Source organism: Enterobacter soli, assembly GCF_964208575.1.
GTDB classification, from domain to species: domain Bacteria; phylum Pseudomonadota; class Gammaproteobacteria; order Enterobacterales; family Enterobacteriaceae; genus Enterobacter; species Enterobacter soli_A.
Genome location: NZ_CAXOFU010000014.1, coordinates 15976 through 27471, shown reverse-complemented (window position 1 = coordinate 27471; position 11496 = coordinate 15976). Strand labels below are relative to the sequence as shown.

Sequence of the window (11496 nt, the reverse complement as noted above, 5' to 3'; positions counted from 1 at the left end):
AGACAAAATAAAGCGGTACTTTTTTATTAGGGACATGCCATGAGAAAAAGAATGCCTCGCTGGTGGCTCTCGTGCTGCCTGACTGCTGTGCCCGTATTCCACGCTCATGCGGTAGTTATCAATACCCAACAGATGAGCGCCGAACAAGAACTCCCCTCGCTGGAAGGCCGCGTGGCGCTGCCGGCCAGTAAAACCCCGCCCGGCGTACTGATGCTGGACGACGCGGTGGTGCGCGCCGTGTCCTGGCACCCGACCATCAGCGAAGCGGTCGGCAAGCTTTACGAACAGTCAGAGCAGGTGGACGTCGCCAAATCGAAATACTATCCGCAGGTGAACGCCGGGATGGACAACGGCTATACCCACGACGGCAGCGACTCCGGCTTTACCCCCTCTCTGGTGTTATCCCTTTCACAGATGCTCTATGACTTCGGCAAGGTGGCAAGCCAGGTGCGCGCCGAAAACGCCGGGGTTGCCCAGCAGCAGGCCAACGTGCTGGTGAGCATTGATACCATCGCCCACGACACCGCTACCGCGATGGTGCAGGTGCAGACCTGGCAGCAGATGGTAGACACCGCCCGGGAGCAGCTCGACGCCCTCGACGCCATCGGCAAGCTGACCAAACAGCGTAACGACGAGGGAGCCACCTCCCTTTCCGACGTGGTGCAAACCGACGCCCGTATCGAAGGCGCCCGCGCGCAGCTGATGCAGTATCAGGCCAATCTGGACAGCTCCCGCGCCACGCTGATGAGCAACCTCGGCTGGAACTCGCTCGGCGCCATCAGCAACGACTTCCCGGACAGCCTGAAGCGCAGCTGCGACATCGCCGAGCCTGACGATCGCCTGGTGCCCGCGGTGCTGGCCGCCTGGGCGCAGGCCAACGTGGCGCAGGCCAATCTGGACTACGCCAACGCCCAGATGACGCCGACCATCTCGCTGGAGCCGGAAGTGCGTCACTACATGAATGACAACTACGCCGGACACGGCACGCTGGATCGCACCCAGTACTCGGCGTGGGTGAAAGTGCAGATGCCGCTCTACCAGGGCGGCGGGCTTACAGCACGGCGCAACGCCGCCGGACACGCGGTGGAAGCCGCGCAGTCCACCATTCAGCGCACCCGCGTGGACGTGCGGCAAAAGCTGCTGGAGTCCCGCAGCCAGGTGATGAGCCTGCTCAGCACGCTGCAAATTCAGTCCCGCCAGGAATCGCTCAGCGTCCGCACCCGCGAGCTCTACCAGCAGCAGTATCTGGATCTCGGCTCGCGCCCGCTGCTCGACGTGCTCAACGCCGAGCAGGAGGTCTACCAGGCGCGCTTCACCCAGCAGCAAACCGTCGGGCAACTGCACCAGCTGCAGCTCAACTGCCTGTACAACACGGGCCGGATGCGACACGCATTCAGCCTGGATAACCGCACGATCCAGTCCGTGGAGATCCAGCCATGACGCAAACAGAGATCCCCCATGATGAACCGATTTCGGATCGCGAGCTTGAGCAGTGGGCGCAGGCGTTCGGCTACGTTGCCGATCACTACCGCGTGGCCTGCTCCCCCGGCTCGCTGATTGCCGGCGCGCCCTGGCTGCGGGGCAAACCGATGGCTACCGCGCTGACCCAGCTTGCCCGCGAGGCCGGGCTATCGTTCCAGCTTTTGCGCGCCAGCGAGGAGTCGATCAACAGCTGGCGTCTGCCGGTGGTGGTTGAGCTACACGAAGGCAAGATTGGCGTCATCGAACACTTTGACGGCGAGGACACGCTGGAGATTTGCTTCATCGACAGCACCCCGCAAAGCAACCGCCTGTCCCTGACCGCGCTGCTGCCGACCATTCGCCACGTTGTCGCCCTGCGCCCGCTGGCGGCGCTGAAGGACAGCCGCGTGGACGCCTACATTTCAAAATACCGCCCGGACTGGCTCTACCGGCTGGTGATGCGCGACCTGCGCCCGTACACCTGGGTGATGCTGGCGGCGCTGTTCATCAACCTGCTCTCCCTCTCCGGCGTGGTGTTTTCGATGCAGGTGTATGACCGGGTGATCCCCGCCCAGTCCTACCCCACGCTGTACGTGCTGACCATCGGCGTGCTGATCGCCACCCTGTTTGGCTTTGTGCTGCGCATCGCGCGCGGCCACATCATGGATCTTCTCGGCAAGCGCGCCGACCTGCGGGTGTCTGACCGGGTGTTTGGCCACGCGCTGCGGCTGCGCAACAGCGCCGTGCCGCGCTCGACCGGAAGCTTTATCTCCCAGCTGCGCGAGCTGGAGCAGATCCGCGAGATGGTGACCTCCTCCACCATCTCCACCATCGTGGATCTGCCCTTCTTTCTGCTGTTCGTGGTGGTGCTGGCGATCATCGCCCCGCCGCTGGCGTGGATAGCCCCGGTCGCCGCCGTGCTGATGGTGCTGCCCGGCCTGCTGCTGCAAAAAAAGCTGGCGACGCTGGCGAAGCAATCCGCCCATGAATCCACCCTGCGCAACGCGGTGCTGGTGGAGAGCGTGCAGGGGCTGGAGGACATCAAGCTGATGCAGGCGGAAAACCGCTTCCTGCAACAGTGGAACAGCTACATCCAGATCACTGCCGAGTCCGGCCTGCGCACCCGCGAGCTGAGCCAGGGGCTGATCAACTGGGGAATGACGATCCAGAGCCTGGTGTATGCCGGGGTGATCGTGGTGGGCGCGCCGATGGTGATCGAGGGCACTTTAACCACCGGCTCGGTGGTCGCCGCGTCGATGCTGGCCTCGCGCATGATCGCCCCGATGGCGACCCTGTGCGGCGTGCTGGCGCGCTGGCAGCAGGTGAAAGCCGCCAAAGAGGGGCTGGACAGCATCATGCAGCTGCCCACCGAGAACCAGCGGGAAGAGACGCCGATCCGCCAGGACGTGCTGCACGGCCACTATCTTTTCGATCAGGCGCAGTTTCGCTATCACCCGGAAGATCCGCGCATGGCGCTGCGCATCAACCGTCTGGAGATCAAGCCGGGCGAGAGCGTCGCCATCTTGGGGCGCAACGGCGCGGGCAAATCGACGCTGCTGCAGGCGCTGGCGGGCGGGATGGATCTGGCGAGCGGCGAGCTTCGCCTCGACAACCTGAGCCTGCCGCATCTGGACGTGGCGGATCTGCGGCGCAACGTCGGCTTTATGACTCAGAACGCCCGGCTGTTCCACGGCACCCTGCGGGAAAACGTCACCCTCGGGCTGCCGCGCGCCACCGACGAGGCGATCTTCGAGGTGCTGGAGATGTGCGGCGCGGCAAGCTTTGTGCAGAAGCTGCCGAAGGGGCTCGACTACCCGATTATGGAGAACGGCGTGGGGCTGTCCGGCGGGCAGCGCCAGTCGATTCTGCTGGCGCGTATGCTCCTGCGCGATCCCAATATCGTTCTGCTCGACGAACCGACCGCCTCGCTGGACGAGCACACCGAACGCGAGTTTATCCAGCGTCTGGGGCAGTGGCTCGGCAACCGCACGCTGGTTGTCGCCACCCACCGCGTGCCGGTGATGGAGCTGGTCGAGCGCGTGGTGGTGCTAAAAGAAGGAATGCTGGTCATGGACGCGCCGAAAGCGCAGGCCCTCAACAACAGCCGTATGCAGCAGCAGGCGAACGGACGGGAGTGGAAAAATGAAAACCAGTCAGCATGATGCCACTACGATGGACGACCTGGACAACGCGCTGGATTCAGAGACCGGGTACTCCGGGGCGCGGCGCATTGTCATCTGGACGCTGCTGCTGTTTATCGTTACCGGCGTGTGGGCGTGGTTCGGCATTCTGGATGAAGTGTCAACCGGGACGGGCAAGGTGATCCCCAGCTCCCGCGAGCAGGTTTTGCAGTCCCTCGACGGCGGGATCCTGACCGAGCTGAGCGTCCACGAGGGCGATCAGGTGCAGGCCGGGCAGGTTCTCGCCCGGCTCGATCCGACCCGCTCGGAGTCCAACGTGGGGGAAAGCGCCGCCCGCTACCGCGCGTCGCTGGCCTCCAGCGTGCGCTTAACCGCCGAGGTGAACGATCGCCCGCTGGTGTTCCCGGAATCGCTCAAGGCCTGGCCGGATCTGCTCGCCACCGAAACCCACCTCTATAAATCCCGCCGCGCGCAGCTGGAGGACACCCAGCGGGAGCTCAACGCCGCCCTGAGCCTGGCGAACAAAGAGCTGGCGATTACCGAGCGCCTGGCGAAAAGCGGCGCCGCCAGCCACGTTGAGGTGCTGCGCCTCCAGCGGCAAAAAAGCGATCTGGAGCTGAAGCTCACCGACGTGCGTTCGCAGTATTACGTCCAGGCGCGCGAGGCGCTGTCTAAAGCCAATGCCGAAGTGGATATGCTCTCGGCGATCCTGAAGGGGCGTGAAGATTCCGTCACCCGCCTGACCGTGCGCTCCCCGGTGCGCGGCATTGTGAAAAACATCAAGGTGACCACCATCGGCGGGGTTATCCCGCCCAACGGCGAGCTGATGGAGATTGTCCCGGTGGACGATCACCTGCTGATTGAAACCCGCCTGTCGCCGCGCGACATCGCCTTTATCCACCCCGGCCAGAAGGCGCTGGTGAAGATCACCGCCTACGACTATGCCATTTACGGCGGGCTGCACGGCGTGGTGGAAACCATCTCCCCGGACACCATTCAGGACGAAGCCAAGCCGGAGGTGTTCTATTACCGGGTGTTTATTCGCACCGGGCAGGACTATCTGGTGAATAAGGCGGGACGGCATTTTTCGATAGTGCCGGGGATGATTGCAACGGTGGATATCAAGACCGGGGAGAAAACGGTGCTGGACTATATGATCAAGCCGTTCAACCGGGCGAAAGAGGCGCTGAGGGAGCGCTGATGGGATAACGGCACGAAGCCATCCCCTCGCCCCTTTGGGGGGATGGTTGCGTGTCCGCCCGTTTCTTCTCCTTCTCACCGTGGGAGAGGTTGGCGTGTCCGTCCGTTTCTTCTCCCTCTCCCCGTGGGAGAAGGTGACGTGTCCGCCCGTTTCTTCTCCCTCTCCCCGTGGGAGAGGGTCGGGGTGAGGGCAACAGCGCGCAGGAAGTTGCAAAGCTATACCTTTTCCCTGAAGCCGCCTCGCAGGATTAAACTTCTCTCTCTTCACCCTCTTCCGTTTATTTTTGCATTGCGCAACACTGACGCTTAAGTTTTAGAAAACGCACTTGCGCACTGTGCTACGGTGCATTACTATCCATTCAGCTTCACGGACTGGAGCTACCATGCATTATGATTAATCATTTTCGCGATCAATGGCTTGAGGATTTCTTTCGCTATGGAAAATCTTCTAACGTGATTCCTTCAAACCTGGAGTCAGTACTGGCGAGAAAGCTGGACATTATCCATGCGGCTACGTCTTATAAAGATCTGCGATCGCCTCCCGGAAACCGGTATGAACTATTAAAACCACCGCTGTCGGGATTTTCATCAATTCGTGTCAACAAACAATACCGACTGGTGTTCATATGGAATGAAGGAAAAGCAGAAGATCTCTATCTTTCCGCCCATAAATACACCCTGCATATGTGAGACCCCTATGGCACACCAACAAGCACTCCGCAAACCGACCACGCCAGGCGATGTATTGCAGTATGAATATCTTGAGCCGCTCAATCTCAAAATCACCGATCTGGCCGACATGCTCAACGTGCACCGCAACACCATCAGTGCGCTGGTCAACAACAACCGTAAACTGACCGCCGACATGGCCATCAGGCTTGCTAAGGCATTCGACACCAGCGTTGAGTTCTGGCTGAACCTGCAACTCAATCTCGATATCTGGGAAGCGCAAACCGATGCCCGCATGCAGGAAGAGTTAAGCCGGGTCAAAACCGCGGCGGAAATTCTGGCAGCGCGAAAAACGGATATCGCTTAACCTCTTCGCTTATTGAAACCCCCATCCTTCCAGGAGGAACCATGCGTCAACGTACCATTGTCTGTCCGATTATCCAGAACAACGGGGCTTATCTGCTGTGCAAAATGGCCGATGACCGCGGCGTGTTTCCCGGCCAGTGGGCGCTTCCCGGCGGCGGGATGGAGCCGGGCGAAACCATGGAGCAGGCGCTGCGTCGGGAGATGAAAGAAGAGCTGGGCGAAGCCCTCGTCATCACCGACGTGAAGCCCTGGGCGTTTCGCGATGACATCCGGGTAAAAACCTACGCCGACGGCACCACGGAAGAGATTTATATGATTTACCTGATCTTCGACTGCTACAGCGCCAACCGCGAGGTGACGTTTAACGAAGAGTTTCAGGAGGTGGCGTGGGTTCAGCCGGAGGCGCTGAAAACGCTGGATCTCAACGAAGCCACGCGCATCACGCTGGCGCAGAAAGGGCTGCTGTAGCGTCTGAGGGAATGCTCATCGCAGCGAATGCCACGATGAGCGCAGGCCGTTACAGCGAGATTTTCAGGCGTCTTACCGCCTCGAGCAGCTGTTCATCCGTTGGCGTCACGAAGGACATACGCAGCGTGGCGCGATCCGGCTCGTTGCAGTAGAAGAACTCGCCCGGCACAAATACCACGCCGTTGCTCAGGGTCTTTTCCAGCCAGCGGGTGGTATCGATGCCGTTATTCATTTTCGCCCACAGGAACATGCCGCCCTTCGGCTTGTGGAAGGTCATGACGTCACCCAGCTCGGCTTCCAGCGCATTGGCAAACGTCTGGTACTTCTGACGGTATGCCTCACGGATCGTGGCAATCTGCCCCTTCAGGCGGCCGGTGTTCAGGTATTCCAGAGTCATCAGCTGAGACAGCGTGCTGGTATGCAGATCGGTGGTCTGCTTCAGATTCACCACCGCGCGCTTCAGCCACTCCGGCACAATCACCCAGCCCACGCGGGTGCCCGGGGCGAGAATTTTAGAAAAGGTCGAGGTATACACCACATTCTCTTCATTACCAATATCTTTGGCGTGAGCGATTAAAGGACGGAATACCTCGTCGGTATAATTAATTTCGCTGTAGGGATCGTCTTCGATAATAACGAAGTCATAGCGTTTCGATAATTCCACCAGCTGTTTACGACGCGCTTCTGAAAGCGTCACCCCGCCTGGATTACCAAATGTCGGAACAATATAAACCGCTTTAATGGTTTTATTTGCCACCAGCGCTTCGAGTTCGTCCACAATCATACCGTCGCCGTCGGTGCCCACGGATTCAAATTGCGCCTGCGCCAGGCCAAATACCTGCAGCGCCGCTAAATAGGTTGGGCGCTCAACCACCACAATATCGCCAGGATTAATGAGCGCGCGGGCCAGAACGTCGAGGGACTGTTGCGAACCGGACGTAATAACCACGTCGTCGGCGTGGCAGTGAATGCCGCGTTCGGCTGAAATACGCTGGATAGCGTCGCGCAGCGCCGGCACGCCTTCGGTCAGACCGTACTGGAAGGCTTCGCCAAACTGCCGGGATAAGACGGCATCTGACGCGATTTTGAGCCCTTCACGATCGAAAAGATCTGGATTGGGAATACCGCCGCCGAGGGAAATGACCCCCGCCATTTTACTGTGTTTGAGGAGTTCACGGATGGCAGATGATTGCAGACTTTGCACGCTTGCGGCGAGTTTTTGGGATGACATGCTGTTGGACCCTTCATTTTTTTTATGATCTCTCTCTTAGTACCATATGTCCGTCATTTTGATAACCCCCGCTTCGCCAAAAACGTAAAGTAACGTAAATAGCCGCGCTTCGCTTACCCCCCGGAAAAAACGAGGTAGAACGAAGGGGAATAGTTTCCCGCACCTCGCTAATAAGCATGAAATATATGCGTAACAAGCGAAGCGGAATAATTGCGCGCTTTTCTCTGTAAAATCGCCACCCCCTGATTTTTACCGCTACGTTCAACGTCGAAATATTCCACTAGCCTTAGTTCTGAACGACAACAAATACGCGCTGGACAATGCGTATTTCACTGACATAAACACATATGAGGGTTTATATATGGCAGAGCATCGTGGTGGTTCCGGTAATTTCGCTGAAGACCGTGAAAAAGCATCAGACGCAGGTCGTAAAGGGGGTCAGCACAGCGGCGGGAACTTTAAAAACGATCCGCAACGCGCATCTGAAGCTGGTAAGAAAGGGGGTCAAAACAGCCACGGCGGAGGCCGTAAGTCTGATAACTCCTGATCAATACCCTTAATTTCTCACGAAATTAATGTCGAAGCTGCGAGTCTTCTGGCTCGCAGTATTTTTTTCTGACAAAAGGTCAGCCTTATGAATATGAAAAGCATTGAAGATGTCTTTATCCACCTCCTGTCCGATACCTACAGCGCAGAGAAGCAGCTGACCCGCGGGCTCGCTAAGCTGGCGCGCGCCGCGTCAAACGAGCAGCTAAGCGCGGCGTTCAGCGCCCACCTCGAAGAGACCCAGGGGCATATCGAACGTATCGACCAGATCGTTGAGCAGGAGTCCGGCATCAAGCTGAAACGGATGAAGTGCGTGGCGATGGAAGGGCTCATTGAAGAGGCCAACGAAGTGATTGAGAGCACCGACAAAAACGAAGTGCGGGATGCCGCGCTGATCGCCGCCGCGCAAAAGGTCGAACACTACGAAATTTCCAGCTACGGCACCCTGGCGACCCTGGCAGAGCAGTTAGGGTATAAAAAAGCAGTCAAGCTGCTGGCTGAAACGCTGGAAGAAGAGAAAGAAACGGATCTCAAACTCACCGATTTAGCCGTCGGCAACATCAACCAGCACGCACAGGCGTGAGAAAGGGAGTGATGAAATGAATCACGTTGAACACTACCACGACTGGCTGCGCGACGCCCACGCCATGGAAAAGCAGGCGGAATCGATGCTTGAATCCATGGCCAGCCGGATCGATAACTACCCGGATTTGCGCGCCAGAATTGAGCAGCACCTCAATGAGACAAAACGTCAAATCACACTGCTGGATGAAATTTTAGATCGCAATGATATTTCACGTTCGGTCTTGAAAGATTCGATGAGCAAAATGGCGGCGCTGGGGCAGTCGATTGGCGGCATGTTCCCGTCGGATGAAATCGTCAAGGGCGCCATCAGCGGCTACGTGTTTGAGCAGTTCGAAATGGCCTGCTACACCGCGCTGATTACCGCCGCGAAACAGGCGGGAGATACCGCCTCGGTTCCGGCGCTGGAAACCATCCTCGCCGAAGAGCGGCAGATGGCAGACTGGCTGGTGACGCACCTTCCGCAAACCACCGAGCAGTTCCTGCTGCGCTCGGACGCCCCGGGCGTGGAAGCCAAAAAATAGCCCTTATTTGATGCGCTTTTTCCACACCGACAGCTTCGCCACCAGCTCGGCCAGCGAATAGCGCACGGCTTTTTCAATCACGTCCTGGCACTCGCCGGAAAACAGCTCCCGCTGCGTATCGACCCTGCCGCGGAAATTCCACGCAAACCAGACGGTGCCTGCGGGCGTGCCGTCATCGCCGCCGTCCGGACCGGCGTAGCCGCTGATGGCGATGCTGATGTCCGCCCCGGCGCGCGCCAGCGCCCCGTGGGACATCTCCGTGACCGCCTGCTCGCTGACGGCGGTGTATTTCTCAAGCGTTGCCGCCTCAACCCCCAGCAGCTTCTGCTTGGCCTCGTCGCTGAAGGTAATCAGGCCGATATCGTAGAAGGCCGCCGTCCCCTCTTCGGCGCAGAGAGCCGACGCCAGATTCCCGCCCGTGCAGGATTCCGCCGTGGTGAGCCGCAGCCCTAAATCCATCAGCACGCTGGCGACCTGCTTTGTCAGCTCATTGGTGGTTTTCGCGGCGTTGTAAGTGGAATGACTCATATCTTCACCTTTAACCGTCAACGGGAATGATGGAAATATGCCCGTTGCGTTCCAGAATGGCGTATTTGATCTTGCTGAACTCGGTGATGCCCTGGTTCTGACGCGCGGCCACCAGAATATCGTCGCAGGAGACATCCACCTTTTTAAGCTTGTCGGTCAGGGGAACCCCGTTTTCCACGAGGATCACCGGGGAGCCGTCGAGTAGATTTTCCGCGCCTGAAAGGTACTTTTTCATCAGGCCAAACAGGATATCGACCACCACCAGCGTCACGATGGTCAGCATCGCCCCGGTGACCGAAAAATCATTGCCCAGCAGCGCCTGCTGGGTGGCTTCGCTGATGATGAGCAGCAGAATGAGATCGAAGCTGGTCATTTGCAGCAGCGCACGCCGCCCGGCGATTTTAAACAACACCAGCAAAATCAGGTAAATGGCCAGCGCGCGGAATACCATCTCCATACGTTTCTCCTCAGGGATAGATAAACTGCCAGAAGCGCACGCCCGGCGCGTTGTTTACCGCGATAGAATTAACTGACTTGCCCGGCTGAACGGGCGTGATGAACATCCAGACCGTAAAATCGCCGTTTACTTTTACGTTGCGATAGGCCAGATAAAGCGTTTTCCCCTGGCTGTACATGCTGTCAGGCTGGGGCGTGATGCTCCCCGGCTGATAGGTATCATTAAAATCCCCGTCGAGGCGGAAAATAATGTTCTCCGCGTGGGGAGATTTCGCCGTTAATTCAATTTTATATTCGGTCTGCAAACGACCAAAGCGTTCGTAATTTACGCGCAACGTTTGTGCGGAATTATCCGCCGTTGCCGAGCTGAAATAACCGTTGGAAAATACCCCCAGAACGGCGGCGAGAATAATAACCAGCAGAACGGTAAGGCCACCCCACTGAAATGCGGCTTCAAAATTTAGCGCCCGGCGACTCTCGTTTACGCCGGGTAATTTTTCTTCATCCCCCTCGAATCCCGTCATTTATCACCTCACCCGTTTCGCTTATTAGTCACCAGCCAGATGATTTTTAAGGATAAAATCTTTTAAGACTCATCTCGTTTCCAGATTAAGCAATAGCAACCAGGCTTAATAAGTCAAGCAACTCAACAGCCGGAGGCCAATATGAAATTTCGCTACGTGCCCATCTTAAGTTGTTTACTCATGCCAGCAGCCTGGGCCGACGACGGCGGTGGATTGCAAAAGGGCGAAGCACCGCCGCCGCCGCACGCGCTGGACGACGGCTACCGCGGGACGGACGATGCGCGGATCATGACCGTTGAACACGCTAAAACCATGCACGATGGTGCCACCATCTCGCTGCGCGGTAATTTGATCGACGGCTCGGGAGATAAATATCGCTTCCGCGATAAAACCGGTGAAATTGATGTGATTATTCCGCAGGCGGTATTTGACGGCAGAACCGTTAAGCCGGATAACATGATTAGCATTAACGGCAGCCTGGATAAGAAAAGCAGTCCGGCCGTGGTGCGTATCGACCATATTCAGAAATAACGCTGTTAATTTCACTTAAGGGCGGTGGGGATATATTCTGTATAAACCGCCCGTTTCCATTGAATATTCCACCCGCCTTCCTACCCTACCAGAATTAAGGATGATAATACTCGGAATGATCTGAGCTTTAGGATTAATCCCCCTTTTCATCCCCCGCCATTATTTAAACAATCTTACACAAATTCACATTGCATTCATTTTGCTTACACAGCGCGGAACACCTGATGATAGCCCGACACAATAAAGCGATAATAATAACGACAGCCTCT

General features: G+C 57.7%; 14 protein-coding genes. 10 read left to right on the top strand and 4 right to left on the bottom strand.

Annotated features, from left to right (window positions below; translation table 11 throughout):
- Positions 1–39: 39 nt before the first annotated feature.
- The 6 genes from AB6V08_RS14965 (at position 40) to nudI (ending at position 6305) form a co-directional block, all read left to right on the top strand.
- Positions 40–1440: a TolC family outer membrane protein gene (locus AB6V08_RS14965; RefSeq protein WP_368543639.1), complete on the top strand. Its 1401-nt coding sequence runs from the start codon at positions 40–42 to the stop codon at positions 1438–1440.
- Entirely contained in the window at positions 1437–3623 is a 2187-nt protein-coding gene (locus AB6V08_RS14960) for a type I secretion system permease/ATPase (RefSeq protein ID WP_368543638.1), read from the top strand. The genes AB6V08_RS14965 and AB6V08_RS14960 overlap by 4 nt, the downstream gene beginning before the upstream one ends.
- Before the next feature lie 10 nt (positions 3624–3633).
- Positions 3634–4803: an HlyD family type I secretion periplasmic adaptor subunit gene (locus AB6V08_RS14955; protein ID WP_368543715.1), complete on the top strand. Its 1170-nt coding sequence runs from the start codon at positions 3634–3636 to the stop codon at positions 4801–4803.
- A gap of 389 nt (positions 4804–5192) precedes the next feature.
- A complete protein-coding gene (locus tag AB6V08_RS14950) occupies positions 5193–5492 on the top strand; it encodes a type II toxin-antitoxin system RelE/ParE family toxin (RefSeq protein WP_368543637.1) in 300 nt (99 codons plus the stop codon).
- A 7-nt stretch (positions 5493–5499) separates the two neighbouring features.
- Positions 5500–5838 carry a HigA family addiction module antitoxin gene (locus AB6V08_RS14945; protein ID WP_368543636.1) on the top strand — a complete coding sequence of 113 codons (339 nt, stop codon included), beginning with the start codon at positions 5500–5502 and terminating at the stop codon, positions 5836–5838.
- Positions 5839–5879: 41 nt separating this feature from the next.
- Entirely contained in the window at positions 5880–6305 is a 426-nt protein-coding gene (nudI, locus tag AB6V08_RS14940; protein ID WP_368543635.1) for a nucleoside triphosphatase NudI, read from the top strand.
- A 49-nt stretch (positions 6306–6354) separates the two neighbouring features.
- On the opposite strand, the gene AB6V08_RS14935 is transcribed toward nudI, so the two are convergent.
- Positions 6355–7536 carry a PLP-dependent aminotransferase family protein gene (locus AB6V08_RS14935; protein ID WP_368543634.1) on the bottom strand — a complete coding sequence of 394 codons (1182 nt, stop codon included), beginning with the start codon at positions 7534–7536 and terminating at the stop codon, positions 6355–6357.
- A gap of 361 nt (positions 7537–7897) precedes the next feature.
- Between AB6V08_RS14935 and AB6V08_RS14930 the strand changes: the two genes are divergently transcribed.
- The 3 genes from AB6V08_RS14930 to AB6V08_RS14920 all read left to right on the top strand — a co-directional run bounded on the left by AB6V08_RS14930 (position 7898) and on the right by AB6V08_RS14920 (position 9188).
- Positions 7898–8083 carry a general stress protein gene (locus AB6V08_RS14930; RefSeq protein ID WP_152082126.1) on the top strand — a complete coding sequence of 62 codons (186 nt, stop codon included), beginning with the start codon at positions 7898–7900 and terminating at the stop codon, positions 8081–8083.
- Between the two features lie 87 nt (positions 8084–8170).
- Positions 8171–8665 carry a ferritin-like domain-containing protein gene (locus AB6V08_RS14925; RefSeq protein ID WP_368543633.1) on the top strand — a complete coding sequence of 165 codons (495 nt, stop codon included), beginning with the start codon at positions 8171–8173 and terminating at the stop codon, positions 8663–8665.
- Positions 8666–8681: 16 nt separating this feature from the next.
- A complete protein-coding gene (locus AB6V08_RS14920; protein WP_368543632.1) occupies positions 8682–9188 on the top strand; it encodes a ferritin-like domain-containing protein in 507 nt (168 codons plus the stop codon).
- Between the two features lie 3 nt (positions 9189–9191).
- On the opposite strand, the gene AB6V08_RS14915 is transcribed toward AB6V08_RS14920, so the two are convergent.
- From AB6V08_RS14915 to AB6V08_RS14905, 3 genes are read right to left on the bottom strand one after another with little or no spacing between them, the layout of a single operon-like run.
- Positions 9192–9716, bottom strand: a complete 525-nt coding sequence (locus AB6V08_RS14915; protein WP_368543631.1) for a 2-oxo-tetronate isomerase — start codon at positions 9714–9716, stop codon at positions 9192–9194.
- A 10-nt stretch (positions 9717–9726) separates the two neighbouring features.
- Positions 9727–10173, bottom strand: a complete 447-nt coding sequence (locus AB6V08_RS14910) for a DUF421 domain-containing protein (protein ID WP_368543630.1) — start codon at positions 10171–10173, stop codon at positions 9727–9729.
- A gap of 10 nt (positions 10174–10183) precedes the next feature.
- On the bottom strand, positions 10184–10696 hold the full coding sequence (locus AB6V08_RS14905; RefSeq protein ID WP_368543629.1) for a hypothetical protein: 513 nt from the start codon (positions 10694–10696) through the stop codon (positions 10184–10186).
- Positions 10697–10837: 141 nt separating this feature from the next.
- Here AB6V08_RS14905 and AB6V08_RS14900 point away from each other — a divergent pair, with 141 nt between their 5' ends.
- A complete protein-coding gene (locus AB6V08_RS14900; RefSeq protein WP_368543628.1) occupies positions 10838–11227 on the top strand; it encodes a YdeI family stress tolerance OB fold protein in 390 nt (129 codons plus the stop codon).
- Positions 11228–11496: the final 269 nt, after the last annotated feature.

Coding starts and splice junctions, on each gene's coding strand:
- AB6V08_RS14965 (WP_368543639.1), top strand. CDS start 40: ATGAGAAAAAGAATGCCTCGCTGGTGGCTCTCGTGCTGCCTGACTGCT.
- AB6V08_RS14960 (WP_368543638.1), top strand. CDS start 1,437: ATGACGCAAACAGAGATCCCCCATGATGAACCGATTTCGGATCGCGAG.
- AB6V08_RS14955 (WP_368543715.1), top strand. CDS start 3,634: ATGGACGACCTGGACAACGCGCTGGATTCAGAGACCGGGTACTCCGGG.
- AB6V08_RS14950 (WP_368543637.1), top strand. CDS start 5,193: ATGATTAATCATTTTCGCGATCAATGGCTTGAGGATTTCTTTCGCTAT.
- AB6V08_RS14945 (WP_368543636.1), top strand. CDS start 5,500: ATGGCACACCAACAAGCACTCCGCAAACCGACCACGCCAGGCGATGTA.
- nudI (WP_368543635.1), top strand. CDS start 5,880: ATGCGTCAACGTACCATTGTCTGTCCGATTATCCAGAACAACGGGGCT.
- AB6V08_RS14935 (WP_368543634.1), bottom strand. CDS start 7,536: ATGTCATCCCAAAAACTCGCCGCAAGCGTGCAAAGTCTGCAATCATCT.
- AB6V08_RS14930 (WP_152082126.1), top strand. CDS start 7,898: ATGGCAGAGCATCGTGGTGGTTCCGGTAATTTCGCTGAAGACCGTGAA.
- AB6V08_RS14925 (WP_368543633.1), top strand. CDS start 8,171: ATGAATATGAAAAGCATTGAAGATGTCTTTATCCACCTCCTGTCCGAT.
- AB6V08_RS14920 (WP_368543632.1), top strand. CDS start 8,682: ATGAATCACGTTGAACACTACCACGACTGGCTGCGCGACGCCCACGCC.
- AB6V08_RS14915 (WP_368543631.1), bottom strand. CDS start 9,716: ATGAGTCATTCCACTTACAACGCCGCGAAAACCACCAATGAGCTGACA.
- AB6V08_RS14910 (WP_368543630.1), bottom strand. CDS start 10,173: ATGGAGATGGTATTCCGCGCGCTGGCCATTTACCTGATTTTGCTGGTG.
- AB6V08_RS14905 (WP_368543629.1), bottom strand. CDS start 10,696: ATGACGGGATTCGAGGGGGATGAAGAAAAATTACCCGGCGTAAACGAG.
- AB6V08_RS14900 (WP_368543628.1), top strand. CDS start 10,838: ATGAAATTTCGCTACGTGCCCATCTTAAGTTGTTTACTCATGCCAGCA.